The sequence below is a fragment of the Rubrivivax benzoatilyticus JA2 = ATCC BAA-35 genome (genome assembly GCF_000190375.1).
Taxonomy (GTDB): Bacteria; Pseudomonadota; Gammaproteobacteria; order Burkholderiales; family Burkholderiaceae_C; genus Rubrivivax; species Rubrivivax benzoatilyticus.
On the sequence record NZ_AEWG01000156.1, the window covers coordinates 40,449 to 61,145 of the forward strand.

Annotated in this window: 16 protein-coding genes and 2 pseudogenes; 8 read left to right on the forward strand and 10 right to left on the reverse strand. The window is 69.4% G+C overall.

All coding sequences use genetic code 11. The features are described 5' to 3' along the window. Positions 1 to 108 precede the first annotated feature (108 nt). The 8 genes and pseudogenes from ppsA to RBXJA2T_RS17850 all read left to right on the forward strand — a co-directional run. Positions 109 to 2,502 (forward strand): annotated as a pseudogene (gene ppsA, locus RBXJA2T_RS19905) (phosphoenolpyruvate synthase); the annotation flags it as partial. A gap of 19 nt (positions 2,503 to 2,521) precedes the next feature. Further along, the gene (locus RBXJA2T_RS17825; RefSeq protein ID WP_009858823.1) at positions 2,522 to 4,636 is read left to right on the forward strand and encodes a sodium:solute symporter family protein; all 2,115 of its coding nucleotides are present in this window, start codon (positions 2,522 to 2,524) and stop codon (positions 4,634 to 4,636) included. Positions 4,637 to 4,753: 117 nt separating this feature from the next. Then, positions 4,754 to 5,119, forward strand: coding sequence for a 30S ribosomal protein S6 (gene rpsF / locus RBXJA2T_RS17830; RefSeq protein WP_009858824.1), 366 nt, complete (start codon positions 4,754 to 4,756; stop codon positions 5,117 to 5,119). Between the two features lie 34 nt (positions 5,120 to 5,153). Continuing rightward, positions 5,154 to 5,447, forward strand: coding sequence for a primosomal replication protein N (gene priB, locus RBXJA2T_RS17835; protein WP_029718340.1), 294 nt, complete (start codon positions 5,154 to 5,156; stop codon positions 5,445 to 5,447). Between the two features lie 29 nt (positions 5,448 to 5,476). Next, a complete protein-coding gene (gene rpsR, locus RBXJA2T_RS19910) occupies positions 5,477 to 5,782 on the forward strand; it encodes a 30S ribosomal protein S18 (protein ID WP_081467653.1) in 306 nt (101 codons plus the stop codon). An 11-nt stretch (positions 5,783 to 5,793) separates the two neighbouring features. Beyond that, on the forward strand, positions 5,794 to 6,246 hold the full coding sequence (gene rplI / locus RBXJA2T_RS17840) for a 50S ribosomal protein L9 (protein WP_009858826.1): 453 nt from the start codon (positions 5,794 to 5,796) through the stop codon (positions 6,244 to 6,246). A 133-nt stretch (positions 6,247 to 6,379) separates the two neighbouring features. Then, positions 6,380 to 7,786: a replicative DNA helicase gene (dnaB, locus tag RBXJA2T_RS17845; protein ID WP_009858827.1), complete on the forward strand. Its 1,407-nt coding sequence runs from the start codon at positions 6,380 to 6,382 to the stop codon at positions 7,784 to 7,786. A gap of 38 nt (positions 7,787 to 7,824) precedes the next feature. Beyond that, a complete protein-coding gene (locus tag RBXJA2T_RS17850) occupies positions 7,825 to 8,946 on the forward strand; it encodes a PA0069 family radical SAM protein (protein ID WP_009858828.1) in 1,122 nt (373 codons plus the stop codon). A gap of 10 nt (positions 8,947 to 8,956) precedes the next feature. Here the strand turns inward: RBXJA2T_RS17850 and RBXJA2T_RS17855 are convergent, their stop codons facing one another. From RBXJA2T_RS17855 to RBXJA2T_RS17900, 10 genes and pseudogenes are all read right to left on the reverse strand, one after another. Further along, entirely contained in the window at positions 8,957 to 10,636 is a 1,680-nt protein-coding gene (locus tag RBXJA2T_RS17855; RefSeq protein ID WP_009858829.1) for a response regulator, read from the reverse strand. A gap of 159 nt (positions 10,637 to 10,795) precedes the next feature. Then, positions 10,796 to 11,935 carry a molecular chaperone DnaJ gene (gene dnaJ, locus RBXJA2T_RS17860; RefSeq protein WP_009858830.1) on the reverse strand — a complete coding sequence of 380 codons (1,140 nt, stop codon included), beginning with the start codon at positions 11,933 to 11,935 and terminating at the stop codon, positions 10,796 to 10,798. Between the two features lie 121 nt (positions 11,936 to 12,056). Continuing rightward, positions 12,057 to 13,988, reverse strand: coding sequence for a molecular chaperone DnaK (dnaK, locus tag RBXJA2T_RS17865; RefSeq protein ID WP_009858831.1), 1,932 nt, complete (start codon positions 13,986 to 13,988; stop codon positions 12,057 to 12,059). Between the two features lie 85 nt (positions 13,989 to 14,073). Further along, positions 14,074 to 14,604 carry a nucleotide exchange factor GrpE gene (gene grpE / locus RBXJA2T_RS17870; protein ID WP_009858832.1) on the reverse strand — a complete coding sequence of 177 codons (531 nt, stop codon included), beginning with the start codon at positions 14,602 to 14,604 and terminating at the stop codon, positions 14,074 to 14,076. A 50-nt stretch (positions 14,605 to 14,654) separates the two neighbouring features. Then, positions 14,655 to 15,068 carry an Hsp15 family ribosome-associated heat shock protein gene (locus tag RBXJA2T_RS17875; RefSeq protein ID WP_009858833.1) on the reverse strand — a complete coding sequence of 138 codons (414 nt, stop codon included), beginning with the start codon at positions 15,066 to 15,068 and terminating at the stop codon, positions 14,655 to 14,657. 68 nt (positions 15,069 to 15,136) lie between these two features. Then, a complete protein-coding gene (gene hemH, locus RBXJA2T_RS17880) occupies positions 15,137 to 16,228 on the reverse strand; it encodes a ferrochelatase (RefSeq protein WP_009858834.1) in 1,092 nt (363 codons plus the stop codon). Then, positions 16,225 to 16,599, reverse strand: a complete 375-nt coding sequence (locus RBXJA2T_RS17885; RefSeq protein WP_009858835.1) for a response regulator — start codon at positions 16,597 to 16,599, stop codon at positions 16,225 to 16,227. The genes hemH and RBXJA2T_RS17885 overlap by 4 nt, the downstream gene beginning before the upstream one ends. A 14-nt stretch (positions 16,600 to 16,613) precedes the next feature. Next, positions 16,614 to 17,570, reverse strand: coding sequence for an adenylate/guanylate cyclase domain-containing protein (locus RBXJA2T_RS17890; RefSeq protein WP_009858836.1), 957 nt, complete (start codon positions 17,568 to 17,570; stop codon positions 16,614 to 16,616). A 258-nt stretch (positions 17,571 to 17,828) separates the two neighbouring features. Then, positions 17,829 to 20,033: an RNA polymerase sigma factor RpoD gene (gene rpoD / locus RBXJA2T_RS17895; protein ID WP_009858837.1), complete on the reverse strand. Its 2,205-nt coding sequence runs from the start codon at positions 20,031 to 20,033 to the stop codon at positions 17,829 to 17,831. Between the two features lie 344 nt (positions 20,034 to 20,377). After that, positions 20,378 to 20,697: pseudogene (locus RBXJA2T_RS17900) on the reverse strand (DNA primase); the annotation flags it as partial.

Genomic DNA, 20,697 nt, shown 5'->3' on the forward strand with positions numbered 1-20,697 from the left:
CGACGTGACCACCCCCGGCCGACAAACAGAATCCACAAGCGCTGGAGCGAGGGGTCAGAGCGTGCCTGCGGCAGCACCGGTTTTCTCACATCACGGAGCTTTCCCACCATGTCCCAGGCCAACTTGGCGACCGCCCTGGTCGTCCCGTTCGAACAACTTCGCATGACCGACGTCGAGGTCGTAGGCGGCAAGAACGCCTCCCTCGGCGAAATGATCAGTCAGCTGGCCGCCACCGGCGTGCGCGTTCCCGGCGGGTTCGCGACGACGGCACACGCCTTCCGCCTCTTCCTGCGCCACGGCGGCCTCGCCGAGCGCATCGAGGCGCGCCTGGCCGCGCTCGACACCGACGACGTGCGCGCGCTGGCCGAGGCCGGCGCCGAGATCCGCCGCTGGATCATCGAGACCCCGTTCCCGGCCGAGCTCGAGGCGGCCATCCGCTCGCAGTTCAAGCTGCTGGAAGGTGACAACCCCGGCGCGACCTACGCGGTGCGCTCGTCGGCCACCGCCGAAGACCTGCCCGACGCCTCGTTCGCCGGCCAGCAGGAGACCTTCCTGAACGTCAGCGGCATCGAGTCGGTGCTGCACCACATGAAGGAAGTCTTCGCGTCGCTCTACAACGACCGCGCGATCAGCTACCGCGTGCACAAGGGCTTCGCCCACGCCGACGTCGCGCTGTCGGCCGGCGTGCAGCGCATGGTGCGCTCGGACGTCGGCTCGGCCGGCGTGATGTTCACGATCGACACCGAGTCCGGCTTCGCCGACGTGGTCTTCATCACCGCGAGCTACGGCCTGGGCGAGACCGTCGTGCAGGGCTCGGTCAACCCCGACGAGTTCTACGTCTTCAAGCCGGCGCTGGCCGCGGGCAAGTTCCCGATCATCCGCCGCGTGCTCGGCAGCAAGCTGCAGCGCATGGAGTTCGCGACCGAGGCCGACCGCGCCGCCGGCAGCCGCCTGGTCAAGGTCGTCGACAACCCGCCCGAGATGCGCAACCGCTACTCGCTGGCCGATGCCGACGCCGTCGAGCTGGCCAAGTACGCGAAGATCATCGAAGCGCACTACGGCCGCCCGATGGACATCGAGTGGGGCAAGGACGGCGTCGACGGCCGCATCTACATCCTGCAGGCCCGTCCGGAGACCGTGAAGAGCCAGGCCGCCGGCAAGGTCGAGCACCGCTACAAGCTCAAGGGCCAGGGCACCGTGCTCGCCGAGGGCCGCGCGATCGGCCAGAAGATCGGCACCGGCCCGGTGCGCCTGGTGCACTCGATCGCCGAGATGGACCGCGTGCAGCCCGGCGACGTGCTCGTCACCGACATGACCGACCCGAACTGGGAGCCGGTGATGAAGCGTGCGTCGGCGATCGTCACCAACCGCGGCGGCCGCACCTGCCACGCGGCGATCATCGCGCGTGAACTCGGCATCCCGGCCGTCGTCGGCTGCGGCGACGCCACCGAGCGTGTGCAGGACGGCGCCCTGGTCACCGTCGCCTGCTCCGAGGGCGACACCGGCCGCGTCTACGACGGCCTGCTCGAGACCGAGGTCAGCGAGGTGCAGCGCGGCGAGATGCCGTACTGCCCGGTGAAGATCATGATGAACGTCGGCAACCCGCAGCTGGCCTTCGACTTCGCCCAGATGCCGAACTCCGGCGTCGGCCTGGCGCGCCTCGAGTTCATCATCAACAACAACATCGGCGTGCACCCGAAGGCGATCCTCGACTACCCGAACGTCGACGCCGACCTGAAGAAGGCCGTCGAGTCGGTGGCCCGCGGCCACGCCTCGCCGCGTGCGTTCTACGTCGACAAGCTGGTCGAGGGCATCGCGACGATTGCCGCCGCGTTCTTCCCGAAGCCGGTCATCGTGCGCCTGTCGGACTTCAAGTCCAACGAGTACCGCAAGCTGATCGGCGGCACGCGCTACGAGCCGGAGGAAGAGAACCCGATGCTGGGCTTCCGCGGTGCCAGCCGCTACATCAGCAGCGACTTCGCCGAGGCCTTCGCGATGGAGTGCGAGGCCCTGAAGCGCGTGCGCGGCGAGATGGGCCTGACCAACGTCGAGATCATGGTGCCGTTCGTGCGCACCGTGCGCCAGGCCGAGCGCGTGGCGCAGATGCTCGCCGACCACGGCCTGAAGCGCGGTGTCGACGGCCTGCGCCTGATCATGATGTGCGAGGTGCCGAGCAACGCCATCCTGGCCGACCAGTTCCTCGAGCACTTCGACGGCATGTCGATCGGCTCGAACGACCTGACGCAGCTGACGCTGGGCCTGGACCGCGACTCCGGCCTGGAGCTGCTGGCCAGCGACTTCGACGAGCGCGACCCGGCGGTCAAGGCGATGATCTCGCGCGCCATCGCCGCCTGCCGCGCCACCGGCAAGTACATCGGCATCTGCGGCCAGGGCCCCAGCGACCACCCCGACTTCGCCGAGTGGCTGGCCGCCGAAGGCATCGTGTCCATCTCGCTGAACCCGGACACGGTCGTCGACACCTGGCAGCGCCTGGCCCAGCGCTTAACCCGCGCCGGGCCGCATGTCCTCGGTCGGCAGCGGGGCGACGGCCAGCGGCGCGCGGGGTTTCCGCCGCCGCCTTCACGGCGCCTACCTGCTGTACACGCTGGCGCTGGCCGGCTTCATCGGGCTGATGGCGGCGGCCGAGCGCTTCGGGCTCGGCCGCAACCTCATCGGGCTGACGATGCTGCTGGGCACCGTCGTGCTCTACGCGGCCATCGGCCTGCGCTGCCGCACCTCGGACTCGGCCGAGTACTACGTCGCCGGCCGCCGCGTGCCGGCGTTCTACAACGGCATGGCCACCTCGGCCGACTGGATGAGCGCCGCCTCGTTCATCGGCCTGGCCGGCACGCTGTACCTGGGCGGCTACAACGGTCTGGCCTTCGTCATCGGCTGGACCGGCGGCTTCTGCCTCGTCGCGCTGCTGATCGCGCCGTACCTGCGCAAGTTCGCCGAGTACACGATCCCCGACTTCCTCGGTGCGCGCTACGGCGGCACGATGCCGCGGCTGGTGGGCATCGCCGCGGCGGTGGTCGTGTCCTTCGTCTACGTCGTCGCCCAGATCTACGGCGTCGGCCTGATCGTCGCGCGCTTCACCGGCTTCGGCTTCGAGATCGGCATCTTCGTCGGCCTCGGCGGCGTGCTCGTCTGCTCCTTCCTGGGCGGCATGCGGGCGGTGACCTGGACCCAGGTCGCGCAGTGCATCATCCTCGTCGTCGCCTACCTGGCCCCGGTGGCCTGGCTGTCGCTGAAGGTCACCGGCAACCCGGTGCCGCAGGTGGCGATGGGGCAGGTGCTGCAGTCGGTCACCGAGCGCGAGGCGCAGCTCGTCGCCGACATCGGCGAGCGCGACGTCATGGCCGCCTACGCCCAGCGTGCGGCGGTCGCCGGTGCCAAGCTGCTGGACGTGCCGGCGGCGATGGCCGACGACCGCGCCGCGGCGCAGCGCCGCGTCGAGCAGCTGATGGAAGCGGCGGCGCCGCTGGCCGAGGTGCAGGCCGCCCGGCGTGAGCTCGCCGCACTGCCGCGCACCGAGGACGAGGCCCGCCGGCGCTACGCCGACGAGCTGGCCGCGGCCGAAGCCTGGTCGCAGCCGCTGGGCGGCATGCCGCCGCACGCCCAGGCCTTCGCGGCCAACCCGCGCGGCGACGACCCGGCGGCGCGCATCAGCGACGAACACTCGCGGCGCAACTTCCTGGCGCTGGTCTTCTGCCTGATGCTGGGCACGGCCGGGCTGCCGCACATCCTGACGCGCTTCTACACGACGCCGTCGGTGCGCGAGTCGCGCCGGGCGGTCGGCTGGACGCTGCTGTTCATCTGCGCGCTCTACCTGACGGCACCGGCGCTGGCGCTGCTGGTCAAGCACGAGGTCTTCAACAGTCTGGTGGGTACGCCGTTCGACCGGCTGCCGGCATGGATCGCCAGCTGGGCCAAGGTCGATCCGTCGCTGGTGCAGGTCAGCGACGTCAACGGCGACGGCATCCTGCAGCTCGGCGAGCTGCACATCGGCGCCGACCTGGTGACGCTGGCCGCGCCCGAGATCGCCGGGCTGCCCTACGTGATCTCGGCGATGGTCGCCGTCGGCGGCCTGGCCGCGGCGCTGTCCACCGCCGACGGGCTGCTGCTGACGATCTCCAACGCGCTGTCGCACGACCTGTACTACCGCGTCATCGACCCCAACCGGCCGAGCTCGCGCCGGGTCGCGGTGTCCAAGGTGCTGCTGCTGGTCGTCGCACTGGCCGCGGCCTACGTCGCGTCGATGCGTGTCGCCGACATCCTGTTCCTCGTCGCCGCGGCGTTCTCGCTGGCGGCCTCGTCGATCTTCCCGGCGCTGGTGCTGGGCGTCTTCTGGAAGCGCGCCAACCGCTGGGGCTGCGTCAGCGGCATGCTCGCGGGGCTGGCCGTCACCAGCTACTACATGGCGACGACGCAGCCCTGGCTGCGCGGGTTGTTCGGCGTCTGGCGGCCGGTCGAGGACTGCATGTGGTTCGGCATCGCGCCGATCGCCGCCGGCGTCTTCGGCGTGCCGGTGGCGCTGGCGGCGATGGTCGTCGTCAGCCTGCTGACGCCGCGGCCCGGCGCGGCCAGCGACGCGCTGGTCGACCGCATCCGCGACCCCCGCCCCGAGCGCGTGTGAGGCGGCCTCGGCGGGGCGCCGTTTCCGGGCTATAATCATCGGCTTTTCGCCTTGCCGCACCCGGGAATAGACGCTACGGGGCGGCTTTCCGCAACAGGAAACCCTCGAGGAGAATCAATGCGTCACTACGAGATCGTTCTGCTGATCCATCCGGATCAAAGCGAACAGGTTCCGGCGATGCTGGAACGCTACAAGACCCTGGTCACCGCCGGTGGCGGCAAGGTCCATCGGGTCGAGGACTGGGGCCGCCGTCAGCTGGCCTACATGATCCAGAAGCTCGCCAAGGCCCACTACCTGTGCCTGAACATCGAGTGCGACAAGCCCGTGCTCGAGGAGCTGGAGACCGGCTTCCGCTTCAACGACGCCGTCCTGCGCCACCTCACGGTGCGCAAGGAAAAGGCCGAGACGACGCCGTCGGTCATGATGAAGGCGGTCGAGCGCGAAGAGTCGCGCAAGGCCAGCCAGCAGGAGGCCTCGGCCTGACGCGCACGACTGCGCCTGCCACTGCGGGGTGCCGATGAACCGGCTGGTTCTTTCGGCGCAACTGGTGGAGCGGGGCGCGCTGCGGTACACCCCCGCCGGCCTTCCGGCCCTGGACCTGAGCTTGAAGCACGAGTCCGAGGTCGTCGAGAACGGCGCTCCGCGCAAGGTCTCCCTGGAGATCCGGGCGCTGGCGATCGGGGCGGACATCACCGCGGTGCTCACCACGCTGGCGCTGGGCAGCAACGCCGAATTCGGCGGCTTCCTGGCAGCCCTGCGCAACGGACGCGGCATGCGGTTCCACATCACGTCGGTCGCCCCGTTGGGCTGACCGGTCCACTGTTCCGGATAGTTTTCAGCATTCCCAGGAGGTCTTATGGCTCCCCCCGTGGCAAGGGTCGCTTCTCGAAGGACAAGCGTCCGAAGCGCAACACCCAGTCTCTCCTGTTCCGCCGCAAGCGCTTCTGCCGCTTCACCGTCGCCGGCGTCGAACAGATCGACTACAAGGAAATCGACACGCTGCGTGACTTCATCAGCGAGAACGGCAAGATCACGCCGGCCCGTCTGACCGGCACGCGCGCCTACTACCAGCGCCAGCTGACGACGGCGATCAAGCGCGCCCGCTATCTGGCGCTGCTGCCGTACTCCGATCAGCACAAGGTCTGAGGAGCGACGACATGCAAGTGATCCTGCTGGAGAAGGTCGCCAAGCTCGGCAACCTCGGTGACATCGTCAAGGTCAAGGACGGCTACGCCCGCAACTTCCTGATCCCGACCAAGCTCGCGCGCCGCGCGACCGACGCCGCGATCAAGGAGTTCGCCGAGCGCCGTGCCGAACTCGAGAAGGCCGCCGCCGCCAAGCTCGCCGCCGCCCAGGCCCTGGGCGAGCAGCTCGCCGGCACCACCGTGCGCATCGTGCAGAAGGCCGGCGTCGACGGCCGCCTGTTCGGCTCGGTGACCAACGCCGACATCGCCGACGCGCTGACGCAAGCCGGCAAGGCGGTGCAGAAGTCGCAGGTGCGCATGCCCAACGGTCCGCTGAAGACCGTCGGCGAGCACCCGGTGTCGGTGGCCCCGCACGGCGACGTCGTCGTCGAGCTCACCGTCCAGGTGGTTGCGCAAGCCGACTGAAGCGCCTACGCTTCGTCCACCCTTCTGAAGAAGGCCGGCTCTTGCCGGCCTTCTTCGTTTTGGGTGTCAAGAGTTGTCCCCCGGCCGTCCCCCGACGACTCCCAGGCTGTCCACAGACTTGCCCACAGATCCGATGTCCGCGCTGTTCGAATCCCGAGGTTCCTCCGCTCCCGACGACGAAGTCGCCCGCCTGCGGGTGCCGCCGCACTCGAACGAGGCCGAGCAGAGCGTGCTCGGCGGCCTGCTGATCGACAACCTGTCCTGGGACCGCGCCGCCGACCTGCTGACCGACAGCGACTTCTACCGCTTCGAGCACAAGCTGATCTTCAGCGCGATCTCGACGCTGGTGAACCAGAGCAAGCCGGCCGACGTCATCACCGTCTTCGAGCAGCTGCAGAGCCTGGGCAAGGCCGAGGACTGCGGCGGCCTGGCCTACCTGAACGCGCTGGCGCAGAGCGTGCCGAGCGCGGCCAACATGCGCCGCTACGCGGAGATCGTGCGCGAGCGCGCGATCCTGCGAAAGCTCATCGCCGCCAGCGACGAGATCGCCACCAACGCCTTCAACCCGCAGGGCCGGCCGGTGAGCAGCATCCTCGACGAGGCCGAAGGCAAGATCTTCAAGATCGGCGAGGAAGGCTCGCGCCAGAAGCAGGGTTTCCTGGGCATCGACAAGCTGGTCGTCGACCTGATCGACCGCGTGCAGGAGCTGCACGACAACGGCGCCGAGGAAGTGACCGGCGTGCGCACCGGCTTCTACGACATGGACCGCATGACCGCGGGCCTGCAGAAGGGCGACCTGATCATCCTCGCGGCGCGGCCGTCGATGGGCAAGACCGCGTTCGCGCTGAACATCGCCGAGAACGTCGCCGTCGCCGAAGGGCTGCCGGTGCTCGTGTACTCGATGGAAATGGGCGCCTCGCAGCTGGCGCTGCGTCTGGTCGGCTCGCTCGGCCGCATCGACCAGCAGAACCTGCGCACCGGGCGTCTGCGCACCGAGGAATGGGAGCGCCTGACCGAGGCCGTTGACAAGCTCGGCCAGGTGCAGCTCTTCATCGACGAGACGCCGGCGCTGACCGCGCCCGAACTGCGCGCCCGCGCACGGCGCATGGCGCGCCAGTACGGCCAGCTCGGCCTGATCGTCATCGACTACCTGCAGCTGATGAGCGGCTCGTCGGCCAGCACCGGCGAGAACCGCGCCACCGAGATCGGCGAGATCTCGCGCGGCCTGAAGGCGCTGGCCAAGGAGCTGCAGTGCCCGGTGATCGCGCTGTCGCAGCTCAACCGCTCGGTCGAGACGCGCACCGACAAGCGGCCGATGATGAGCGACCTGCGCGAGTCGGGCGCCATCGAGCAGGACGCGGACATCATCATGTTCATCTACCGCGACGAGTACTACAACAAGGACAGCAAGGACCCGGGCGTCGCCGAAGTCATCATCGGCAAGCAGCGTAACGGCCCGGTCGGCACCGTGCGCCTGGCCTTCCTGAAGCCGCTGACCAAGTTCGAGAACCTCGCCCCCGACGCGATGTCGGACTACTAAGACGGGAGTTGCCGCGGCATGCTGTATAAAACAACAGCATGTCGCCGCCCCGCAGTTTCCGTCCACCCGCCCCGCCGCCGGCCACGCCGGCAAACGCCCCGCTGAAGGGCCGCGGCACGACCTGGGCGATCGCCCACCGCTTCGAGCGCGACGCGCGCGAAGCCTTCGACGACGGCTGGGGCGCCGTGGACGCGGCCGCCGGCGAGACGCCGCAGTCCTTGCCGACGCAGGTCGTCGAGGAACACGCCGGCCGAATCCTGGCCGAGAACGACTCGCCGGACATCGGCTTCGAGGTCTCGCTGAACCCCTACCGCGGCTGCGAGCACGGCTGCATCTACTGCTACGCGCGGCCCTCGCACGCCTACCTCGGCTGGTCGCCGGGGCTGGACTTCGAGACCCGGCTGGTGGCCAAGGTCAACGCCGCCGAGCGCCTGCGCGCCGCGCTCGGCGCACGCGGCTACCAACCGCGGCCGATCGCCGTGGGCACCGTCACCGACGCCTACCAGCCGGTCGAACGCCGCCTCGGGATCACGCGTGCGGTGCTCGAGGTGCTGCACGAGACGCGGCACCCGTTCTCGCTGATCACGAAGTCGGCGCTGGTCGAGCGCGACCTGGACCTGATCGTGCCGATGGCCGCCGCCGGCCGCGCCTGCATCGACATCACGCTGACGACGCTGGACCCGGCCTTGGCGCGCCGGCTGGAGCCGCGTGCCGCCTCGCCCGAGCGCCGGCTGCGCACGATCCGTACGCTGGCCGAAGCCGGCGTTCCGGTCGGCGTCAGCGTGTCGCCGCTGATCCCCTTCGTCAACGAGCCCGAACTCGAGCGGGTGCTGCAGGCGTCGCGGGAGGCCGGTGCGGTGCGCGCCTTCGCCATCGTGCTGCGCCTGCCGTCGGAGCTGTCGCCGCTGTTCCGGCACTGGCTGGAGCAGCATGTCCCGGACCGTGCGGCGCGTGTGATGGCACGGGTGCAGGAGATGCGCGGCGGCCGCGACAACGATCCGCGCTTCGGCAGCCGCATGCGCGGCGAGGGCGTCTGGGCCGAACTGCTGCGCCAGCGCCTGCACAAGGCCTGCGATCGTCTGGGCCTGCAGCGCCGGCACGAGGCGCTGGACGTGGCGGCATTCCGGCCGCCGGAGGGCGCGCAGCGGCGCCTGTTCTGATGCTCCGGCTTCAGGTCGCCGCAGCGACTGGTGGTGCGGGTTCGGCGCCCAGCGCGCTGGCGACGGCGCCGCGCAGGGCCAGGCCGCCGGCCTTGCGCCCCGGACTGTCGCCGATCGGCAGCCGGGTCGGCAGCGTGAAGTAGCGCTGGCGCAGGTCGTCGATCGTCGCCTGCAGTTCGGCCGCGCCCTCGATCCTGCCGTGGTGGCGCTGCAGCACCAGGCGCGCGGTGTCGATCAGCTTGCCATTGAGCGAGGCCCGGCCGTTGTCGAGCAGCGTGCGCACCGACGAGCCCGGGTCGCCGGCCAGGCTGAAGGCCATCGCCGCCTCGGACACCTCGAGCACCCGGTGCTGGCAGGCGCGGATGCGTTCGACGAACGGCGCGTGCGGGTGTGCCGCGCGGGCCAGCAGTTCCGTCATCGACTTCGCGGTGCAGTGGCGCAGGCCGATCGCGTCCACCCATTCGTCGGCCTGCTCCAGCGTGTAGCCGACGTCGGCCAGCCGCGCCAGCAGCGACAGCAGGTTGCAGGCGGCCTCGATGTCGAAGGAGGCTTCGCGCACCTCGAGCGCAAGGTCGGCCACGGCCTGCTGCACGTCGGCGTGCTGCAGCCGAAGCATCAGCTCGAGCACGCGCACCACGGCGGCGAAGCGCCGCAGGCGCGGGCTGTCGGGGCTGCGCGAGAGCAGGTGCTCCAGGTTCTCGTTGCAGCGCTGCACGCCCTTGGAGTCCGATTGCCGCCAGCGCACGAAGGCCAGCAGCACCAGCGTCTGCGGGTCGAACATCTTCGACGAGATGCCGATGCCCACGCTGCGCTCCAGCGCCTTCAGCGCGTCGTCGTGACGCTCCAGGTAGAAGGACAGCATGCCGACCTTCTGCAGCCGTGTCACCGAGTCCGGCGTCAGCGAGGCGGCGCGCATGAACACCGCCGCGGCCTCGTCGAGATTGCCCTGGTCGACATGGATGCGGCCCATCACGTCGTAGGCGTCGACGAAGTTCGGCTGGTCGGCGGTCAGGCTCTCCAGCGTCGACAAGGCCTTGCCCGGCTCGTTGGCCTCGACCTGCGCACGCGCGACGCCCAGGCGCGCCCAGGGCAGGGTCTGCGCCTTCAGCACCGCTTCGTACAGGCCCCAGGCTTCGCGGTGGCGGTCGTGGGTCAGCAGCAGCTCGGCACCGACGCGCGCGGCGAACAGCCAGAACTCGCCGCGTTCCTCGAAGCGCTTGAGGCACAGCCGGATCGCGTCGTCGAAACGCGACTCGTCGACGGCCTCGAAGATGTCACGCAGCACCTTCTTGCGCCGGCGGGCGTGCAGGATTCGGTCGCCCAGGCCGGCGGCGGTGTGGGGCTTGATCAGGAAGCTGTCCAGCGCCGACTCGGCCGCCTCGGCGACCTTGTTGTAGGTCGCCTCGCTGCTGATCATGATGAACACCGTCGACAGCGGCAGCAGCTGGTGGCGCCGCAGGTCGTCGAGCAACTGCTGCCCGGCGGCATCGTTGCCGGCGAAGTTGTTCTCGCACAGCACGATGTCGAAGCCCCGCGCCTCGAGCTGGTTGCGCGCGTCGGCGACACGGCCGCACTGGACGACGGTGCCGATGCCGAAGTCGCGCAGCTGGGCGACGAGGATGCTGCGCGAGGTCGGGTTCGGGTCGATGACCAGCGCCTTGCTGAGGTGGATGTCGCGGTCCAGTCTCATCGTGCGTCTCGCCCGGGCAGAGCGCCAGCCGCCGCACGCAGGCGGCGGGTGGAGGAGAGGGCGGGGCGGCTTGTCGTCATGCGCGGCATTTCGTGACCGTGTTGTCGGCCAGGCCGCCGCGCACTTGAGCGGTGCATGTCCCGTCAGGCGGGAAAACCTCTACTTGAAGAGGTCTTTGACCCGGTCGGTCCAGCTCTTGGCGTTCGGCGAGTGCCGGTCGCCACCCTTGCGGAAGGACTCGTCGAGCTCGCGCAGCAGCTTGCGCTGGTGCTCGGTCAGCTTGACCGGGGTCTCGACGGTGATGTGCGCGTAGAGGTCGCCCGGGTAGCTGGAGCGGATGCCCTTGATGCCCTTGCCGCGCAGGCGGAAGGTCTTGCCGTGCTGGGTGCCCTCGGGCAGCTCGATCTCGGCCTTGGAGCCCAGCGTCGGCACCTCGATCGTGCCGCCGAGCGCCGCCGTCGTCATGCCGACCGGCACCGTGCAGTGCAGGTCGTCGCCGTCGCGCTCGAAGATCTCGTGCGGCTTGATGCGGATCTCGATGTACAGATCGCCCGGCGGGCCGCCGTTGGTGCCCGGCTCGCCGTTGCCGGCCGAGCGGATGCGCATGCCTTCGTTGATGCCGGCGGGGATCTTCACCTCCAGCGTCTTCTGGCGCTTGATCTTGCCGGCGCCGCCGCAGGTCGGGCAGGGCTCGGGGATGATCTTGCCGCTGCCGTGGCAGTGCGGGCAGGTCTGCTGGATGCTGAAGAAGCCCTGGCGCAGGTGCACCGTGCCCGAGCCCGAGCAGGTCGGGCAGGTCTTTGGGCTGGTGCCGGGTTTGGCGCCGCTGCCGTGGCAGGTGTCGCAGCCTTCCCAGCTCGGGATGCGGATCTGCGTCTCCTTGCCGGCGGCGGCCTCCTCCAGCGTGATCTCCATCGCGTAGCTGAGGTCGCTGCCGCGGTAGACCTGCTGGCCGCCGCCGCGACGGCCGCCGGCCGCGCCGCCGAAGATGTCGCCGAAGATGTCGCCGAAAGCCTCGGCGAAGCCGCCGAAGCCTTCCGGGCCCGCGCCGCGGCCGCCCATGTTCGGGTCGACGCCGGCGTGGCCGTACTGGTCGTAGGCGGCGCGCTTTTGCGCGTCGGAGAGCATCTCGTAGGCCTCCTTGACCTCCTTGAACTTCTCTTCCGCCTTCTTCGCCTCGTCACCCTGGTTGCGGTCAGGGTGGTACTTCATGGCCAGTTTGCGATAGGCCTTCTTGATGTCGTCGTCCGAGGCGTTTTTCGCCACGCCGAGGATTTCGTAGTAGTCGCGCTTTGCCATGGGGGTGCCGTGAACAGCCAGTCGTCAAGCGTAAACGCCGCGCAGGGGTGCCGGGGTGGGCCGGCACGCCTGGACGCGGCGGGAAATCACGGCCGGGCGTGCTGCGCCGGCCGCGGGAAGATCACTTCTTGACTTCCTTGAACTCGGCGTCGACGACGTTGTCGTCGGCCGGCTTGGAGGACGAGGGCTGCGGCGCCTCGTCGGCCCCGGCGGCGGCACCGGCCGCGGCCTGGGCGTCGGCGTAGACCTTCTCGCCGAGCTTCTGGCTGGCGCTCATCAGGGCTTCGGTCTTGGCCTCGATGGCGGCCTTGTCCTCGCCCTTCAGCGCTTCTTCCAGGTCCTTCAGCGCGGCCTCGATCTTCTCCTTCTCGCCGGCGTCGAGCTTGTCGCCGTGCTCGCCCAGCGTCTTGCGCACCGAGTGCAGCATCGCGTCGCCCTGGTTGCGGGCCTGGACGATCTCGAGCTTCTTCTTGTCCTCGGCGGCGTTGGCCTCGGCATCCTTCACCATCTTCTCGATCTCGGCCTCGGACAGGCCCGAGTTCGCCTTGATGGTGATCTTGTTCTCCTTGCCGGTGCCCTTGTCCTTGGCGCTGACGTGCAGGATGCCGTTGGCGTCGATGTCGAAGGTGACCTCGATCTGCGGCAGGCCGCGCGGCGCCGGCGGGATGCCCTCGAGGTTGAACTCGCCCAGGCTCTTGTTGCCCGAGGCCAGTTCACGCTCGCCCTGGAAGACCTTGATCGTCACCGCCGGCTGGTTGTCGTCGGCGGTCGAGAACACCTGCGAGAACTTGGTCGGGATCGTGGTGTTCTTCTTGATCATCTTGGTCATCACGCCGCCCAGGGTCTCGATGCCCAGCGACAGCGGGGTGACGTCCAGCAGCAGCACGTCCTTGCGCTCGCCACCCAGGACCTGGCCCTGGATCGCGGCGCCGACCGCGACGGCTTCGTCGGGGTTGACGTCGCGGCGCGGTTCCTTGCCGAAGAACTCCTTGACCTTCTCCTGCACCTTGGGCATGCGGCTCATGCCGCCGACCAGGATGACGTCGTCGATCTCGCCGACCTTCACGCCGGCGTCCTTCATCGCGGTGCGGCAGGGCTCGATCGTGCGTTCGATCAGCTCGTCGACCAGGGCCTCGAGCTTGGCGCGCGTGAGCTTGATGTTCAGGTGCTTCGGGCCCGACGCGTCGGCCGTGATGTACGGCAGGTTGATGTCGGTCTGCGAGCTGTTGGACAGCTCGATCTTGGCCTTCTCGGCGGCTTCCTTCAGGCGCTGCAGCGCGAGCACGTCCTTGGTCAGGTCGACGCCCTGTTCCTTCTTGAACTCGCCGATGATGTAGTCGATGATGCGCTGGTCGAAGTCCTCGCCGCCGAGGAAGGTGTCGCCGTTGGTCGACAGCACCTCGAACTGCTTCTCGCCGTCGACGTCGGCGATCTCGATGATCGAGATGTCGAAGGTGCCGCCGCCCAGGTCGTAGACGGCGATCTTGCGGTCACCCTTGCCGGCCTTGTCCAGGCCGAAGGCCAGCGCCGCGGCGGTCGGCTCGTTGATGATGCGCTTGACCTCGAGGCCGGCGATGCGGCCGGCGTCCTTGGTCGCCTGGCGCTGGCTGTCGTTGAAGTAGGCCGGCACCGTGATCACGGCCTCGGTCACTTCCTCGCCGAGGTAGTCCTCGGCGGTCTTCTTCATCTTGCGCAGCACTTCGGCGCTGACCTGCGGCGGCGCGAGCTTCTTGCCGCGCACCTCGACCCAGGCGTCGCCGTTGTCGGCCGCCGTGATCGTGTAGGGCATCAGGTCGATGTCCTTCTGCACTTCCTTCTCGGTGAACTTGCGGCCGATCAGGCGCTTCACCGCGTACAGCGTGTTGCGCGGGTTCGTGACCGCCTGGCGCTTGGCCGACGCGCCGACGAGGATCTCGCCATCGTCCTGGTAGGCGATGATCGACGGCGTGGTGCGCGCGCCTTCACTGTTCTCGATGACCTTGGTCGTGTTGCCTTCCATCACGGCCACGCACGAGTTCGTGGTGCCCAGGTCGATGCCGATGATCTTTCCCATGGTGTTCTCCTGAAATCTGGATTCCGGTTGTCTTGGAGTTGTGGCTGCCGGGCGGCGTTTCAAGCCCGGCGCACGCAGGCGGTGGTCAGGACTTCGGTGCGGCGACCGTGACGAGCGCCGGGCGCAGCACGCGGTCGGCGATCAGGTAGCCCTTCTGCAGCACGGCGACGACGGTGTTCGCTTCCTGGTCGGCCGGCACCACGCTGATCGCCTGGTGCTGGTGCGGGTCGAACCGGGTGCCCGGCGGCGGCGCGATCTGCACGACCTTGTTGCGCTCCAGCGCCTGGGTCAGCTGGCGCAGCGTCGCGTGCGTGCCCTCGAGCAGCTGCTCGGGCGTCGCGTTCTGGATCGCGATCGCGGCCTCGAGGCTGTCCTTGACCGGCAGCATGCTCTCGGCGAAGGCCTCGACGGCGAACTTGCGCGCCTTGGACACTTCTTCCTCGGCGCGGCGGCGGATGTTCTCGGTCTCGGCCTTGGCGCGCAGGTAGGCGTCAGCGACCTCGGCATGCTTGGCCTCGAGTTCGGCCAGGCGCGCCTCGGCGCTCGGGGTGGCCTCGGCCGCCGGTGCGGTGGCATCAGGAGACGGGGTGTCGGGGGAGTTCGGATTCGCGTTCATGGGCGGTTCGGGGCAAAACTCGGAGGGAGTTGGGGGCATCGACCGGGCTTTCAAGAGCCTGTGTCGTCGAGGCTCGCGCTCCAGCGGTTCCAGTCGGCCAGCTTGCGGCGGTCGCGCTTGGTCGGGCGGCCTTGTTCGATGGCGGCGGCGGGTTCGGGCTGCAGGCGGCGGGCCTCGGCGGCGCGTTCGCGTGCGGCGATGCTCTCGGCGGTCTCGCGGTACAGCGTCTGCGCCACCGGCGCCGGGCCGCGCACGGTGCCCAGCACGAGCACGTCGACGACACGCTCGACGCCGCCCTGGCGCAGCGCGACGCGGTCACCGAGGTGCAGTTCGCGCGCCGGCTTGGCCGCCAGCCCGTTGACGCTGACGCGGCCGCGGTCGGCCTCCTCGGCGGCGATCGCGCGGGTCTTGTAGAAGCGTGCGGCCCACAACCACTTGTCCAGCCGCACCCGGGGGTCGTTCATCGGGTCTCCTGGCCGCCGCGCGGCCGCTCATCGGGCCGCGGCCCGCGCCTTGTGCTCCGCGTTCCGGTCTAGATCGTCGCGCCGAGCGCCGTGGCACGCTCGCGCGTCGCGCTGGCCTGCGCCAGGTCCGTTTGCGCGCGTGTGTTCCAGCCGGCCATGTGGCGCTCGGCGACGGCCGCCAGCGCGTCGATCCAGGCCGGCTGGTCGTTGAGGCACTCGATGTACTCGAAGCGTTCGCCGCCGCAGGAGAGGAAGGCTTCGCGCGCCTCCTCGTTGATCTCCTCGAGTGTCTCCAGGCAGTCGGAGACGAAGCCCGGGCACATGACGTCGACGCGGCGCAGGCCCTCGGCGGCCAGGCGGCGCAGCGTCGGCTCGGTGTAGGGCTCCAGCCACTTGGCGTTGCCGAAGCGGCTCTGGAAGGTCACGACGACGTGCTCGGGCTCGAGGCCGAGGCGCTCGCGCAGCAGCCGCGCGGTCTTGTGGCACTGGCAGTGATAGGGGTCGCCGAGCACCAGCGTGCGGTGCGGCACGCCGTGGAAGCTCAGCAGCAGGCGCTCGCCGCGGCCGTGGGCGTGCCAGTGCGCGCGCACGCGCTCGGCCAGCGCGCCGATGTAGCCGGGGTCGTCGTGGTACTCGTTGACGAAGCGGAACTCGGGCAGGCGGCGCGCGCCGGCGCTCCACTTCATCACCGCGTCGCTGACGCTGCCGGTCGTGGCGCTGGCGTACTGCGGGTACAGCGGCAGCACCAGCACGCGCGTGGCGCCCTCGGCACGCAGCGCGTCCAGGCCGCGCGCGACCGACGGCTCGCCGTATCGCATCGCGACACGCACCTGGACCTGGTGGCCGCGAGCGCGCAGCGCCTGCGACAGCCCGACGGCCTGGCGGTCGCTCCAGACGGCCAGCGGCGAGCCCTCGGGGGTCCAGATCGTCGCGTACTTGGCCGCCGACTTGGCCGGCCGCGCGCTCAGCACGATGCCGTAGAGGATGGGCAGCCAGAGGATGCGCGGGATCTCGACGACACGCGGGTCGGACAGGAACTCGGCGAGATAGCGGCGCAGCGCCGACGGGGTCGGCTCCGACGGCGTGCCCAGGTTGACGAGCAGCACGCCGACGCGGTCGACGTCGCCATGGCGATGAGGCGGCTCGGGCCGGTACGTCATGCCGCCGAACCGCGTGCACCGCGGTCGAGTTCGGCCAGCATCTCCTCGACTGTCACCGGCTTGGTCCAGCAGCCGTCGAAGCCGGCCTCGGCCGCCTGGGCGGCGACCTGGGCCGGGTCGTCGGCGGTGCAGAGATAGGCCGGCAGCGGCCGCCCGCCCAGCACCCGGCGCAGCGCGGGCAGCAACTCGAAGCCGTTGGTGTCGGGCAGGTGCAGGTCGATGACCAGCGCCTCGGCGGGGAACTCGGCCGCGATCTCCAGCGCCTCGGCGCCGGTGGACGCGCAGGCCACCTCGAATCGACCGGCGCAGCGGCAGGTCTCCTCGAAGAGCAGGGTGTTGATCCGGTCGTCGTCGACGTACAGCACGCGCATGGCGGGGCGGAAGGCTAGAGCAGGTCAGCCGCGAGCAGCGGCTGGGTGTCGTCGAAACGGAGGACGTCGAAGAGCACGCAGGTGGCCGCCGGGTCTCCGGGCGAGCCGCCCAGGCCGATCTCGCCGCTGCCGTGCAGGGTGCAGCTGCCGCGGCGCAGGCTGACGATCTCGCCGTCGGCAAAACGCACGTAGGTCCCGTTGTAGCTGAGGTCGGTGAGCTGGAAGGCGCCGCCGTGCCAGTCGACGCGGGCATGCGAGCGCGACACGCGCGAGTCGTCGACGCGGAACTCGGCCTGCGGGCCGCGGCCGAGCACCACCGGCAGCTGCCGGCTGGCGAAGATCTGGTTGTTGTCGATCCACTCGAGCCGCAGGCCGTCGGGTTCGGACACCGGGGCCGAGTCGCCGGCGAACTGCGTCGGCGGCAGGTCGGTGCCCGGGCGGCCGCCGAGCACGAAGACCTGCACCGGCTCGACGCGGCCGCGCAGCACCATGCGGTCGAGGCAGCGAAAGCGCGAGCGCGTCTGCTCGGGCAGGCCCTGCAGCACCTCGGCGGTGACCAGCGTCTCGTTGTCGCCGGCGTGGTCAAGCAGGCGGGCGGCGACGTTGACGGCGTCGCCGTAGCAGTCGCCGGCCATCTCGACGACCTCGCCGCGGGCCATCGCGATCTGCAGCTTCAGGTCGCGCAGGCCGGTGGACGCGCCGTGCTGGTGGCCGCGGCTGGTGATGCCGTCGAGAACCTCGTGGATCAGCGCGGCGGCCTGCAGCGCACTCGTCGGCCGCGGGAAGACGGCCATCAGCCCGTCGCCCAGCGTCTTGACGACATGGCCGCCGAAGTCGGCCACCGGTCGCGTCAGCGAGCCGACGCAATGCGTGACCACCGACGTCGCCTCGGCATTGCCGAGCGTCTCGTACAGCGCGGTGCTGCCGCGCAAGTCGGCGAACAGCACGGTGAGGTCGGAGATCTGCGTCATTCAGCGCCAAATTTTACCGTCACCCCCCTCCGACGAGAGGGCCTGCGGGTTAGGGCACAGCGTGCGGGTCGGGCACGGGGGCTCCGGACGGTCGAAACGGACGCGCCCTCGGTGGCGAGGGCGCGCGGGCGGGCATCAGGGGGCCGCGGCCCCGGCCAATCAGAGATTGTCCAGATACGTCCGCAGCTTGTGGCTGCGCCGCCCGCTGCGCGCTCGCTGTCGGGAGCGGCCGCCTGCGGCGGCTTCGTATCTGTCCAATCAAAGATTGTCCAGATACGTCCGCAGCTTGTCCGAGCGGCTGGGGTGCTTGAGCTTGCGGATCGCCTTGGCTTCGATCTGGCGGATGCGCTCGCGCGTGACGTCGAACTGCTTGCCGACTTCTTCCAGCGTGTGGTCGGTGCTCATCTCGATGCCGAAGCGCATGCGCAGCACCTTGGCTTCGCGCGGCGTCAGGCTGTCGAGGATGTCCTTGACGACCTCGCGCAGGCCGGCCTGCATCGCGGCGTCGACCGGGGCCACGTTGTTCGTGTCCTCGATGAAGTCGCCCAGGTGGCTGTCGTCGTCGTCGCCGATCGGCGTTTCCATGGAGATCGGCTCCTTGGCGATCATCATGATCTTGCGGATCTTGTCCTCGGGGATCTCCATCTTCTCGGCCAGCGTCGGCGCGTCGGGTTCGAAGCCGAACTCCTGCAGGTGCTGGCGCGAGATGCGGTTCATCTTGTTGATCGTCTCGATCATGTGAACCGGGATGCGGATCGTGCGCGCCTGGTCGGCGATCGAGCGCGTGATCGCCTGGCGGATCCACCAGGTGGCGTAGGTCGAGAACTTGTAGCCGCGGCGGTATTCGAACTTGTCGACCGCCTTCATCAGGCCGATGTTGCCTTCCTGGATCAGGTCCAGGAACTGCAGGCCGCGGTTGGTGTACTTCTTCGCGATCGAGATCACCAGGCGCAGGTTGGCCTCGATCATCTCCTTCTTCGCGTCGCGGCTGGCCTTCTCGCCGGCGTTCATGTGCCGGTTGATCTCCTTCAGATCGTCCAGCGGCACGACGGCGCGGCCCTGCAGGTCGATGAGCTTCTGCTGCAGTTCCTGCACGGCCGGCAGGTTGCGGCCGAGCACCGCCGAGTACGGCTTGCCGGCGGCGGCTTCCTTCTCGGCCCACTTGAGGTTCAGGACGTTGGGCGGGAAGGTCTTGATGAACTGTTCCTGCGGCATGCCGCACTTGTCGACGACGATCTTGCGGATCTCGCGCTCGTAGCGGCGCACGTCGTCGACCTGGGCGCGCAGGATCTGGCACAGCTTCTCGATCGTCTTGACCGTGAAGCGGATCGTCATCAGGTCCTGGCTGATCGCTTCCTGGGCCTTGTTGTAGGCCGGCGACTTGTAGCCGTCCTTCTCGTAGGCCTTGCGCATGCGGTCGAAGTGCGAGCGCAGCAGGTCGAACTTCTCCAGCGCCTGCTTCTTCAGCTCCTCGAGCTTCTTCGTCAGCGCCTTGCTGCCACCGGCGCCGTCGTCGTCGTCGTCCTCGTCGAACTCGTCGAAGTCTTCCTCGGCGACGTAGTCGTCGGCCTCGTCGTCGCTGACGAAGCCGTCGACGACCTCGGAGATCTGCATCTCGCCGGCGGCGATCTTGTCGGCCATCGCCAGGATCTCGGCGATCGTCGTCGGGCTGGCGCTGATGGCCAGCATCATCGCCTGCAGGCCGCCTTCGATGCGCTTGGCGATCTCGATCTCGCCTTCACGCGTGAGCAGCTCGACCGAGCCCATCTCGCGCATGTACATGCGCACCGGGTCGGTGGTGCGGCCGAACTCGCTGTCGACGGTCGACAGCGCGGCTTCGGCGGCTTCCTCGGCTTCCTCGTCGGTCGCGGTGGCGGTGTTGCTGCCGTTGATCAGCAGCGTGGCGGCGTCGGGCGCCTGCTCGTAGACCGCGATGCCCATGTCGTTGAGCATCGAGACGATGGCCTCGAGGATCTCGTTGTCGACGAGCTTCTCGGGCAGGTGGTCGTTGATCTCCTGATGGGTCAGGAAACCACGCGTCTTGCCCATCTTGATGAGGGTCTTGAGCTCCTGGCGGCGCTTGGCGACTTCCTCTTCGGTGAGCATGGTCTCGTCGAGACCGAACTCGCGCATCAGCGCGCGCTCCTTGGCGCGGCTGACCTTCATGCGCAGCGGCTTGGCCTTGGCTTCCTTGCCCTCGCTCGCGTCGACCTCGACCTCGGCTTCGACCTCGGCTTCCGGCTCGACCTCGAGTTCGGCCTCGAGTTCGACATCCAGGTCCTCGTCGTCGGCGGCCTTCTTCGACTCCTTCTTGCCGGCCTTGGCCTTGGTGTCGGTCTTGGCCGGCGCCTTGGCCGCCTTCTTCGCCGGCTTGGCGGTTTCGGCGGCGGCGGCCTTGGTCTTGGGGGTCTTGGCCTCGGCGGCGTCGGCGGGGGCAGCGGATGCGGGCTTCTTGGCGGTCATGCGGTTCCTCGGGAAGGTTTCCACGGCCACGCCCCGCCTTGCGTTCGCCGCAAGGCGTGCGGGATCACGCCGCGACGAGCGGCGTCCTGGGGTGGCGCGTCCAGACGGGCAAGCTCGCGTGAACTCATCGGAATGCGCAGTCCTTGCGGGTGAAGTTGGCCTTTTGAACCCGTGTCGCGGGTGGCCGGGGCCCGGAGGTGCTGCTGCTCACTCTTGCCGCTGCAACAAACCCACCATTATCGGCGGCCGGCGCCGGTTCGTCAAAGAAATCAGCGCGGACGTCGCGTCGGGACCGCGGTCGCAAAAAGCCGCGCTGGGGGAGGGCAAGCCGCGCCCGCGTGGGCTCAGCGCCGGCCGAGCACCGCCATCGCCTGGCGCATCGCCTGCGCCCGCACGGTCTGCGCGGCGGCCGTGCGCAGGTCCTCGAGCACCGGCTCGATCGGGATCTCGGCACCGTCGACGAGCTCGATCGCCTGTTCGCCCCAGGGCTCGGCGGCGATCTGCTCGCGCAGCGTCGGCCACGGCGTGTCGCCGTGTTCGGCGAGCCAGCGCTCGATCCAGCGAAAACCGTCGGCGTGCCAGTCGGGCACCGCCGTCAGGGCCTCGTGGTCGGCGTCGGTGAGCTCCAGCCACCAGCCCGCGCGCAGCAGCAGCAGGCGCATCG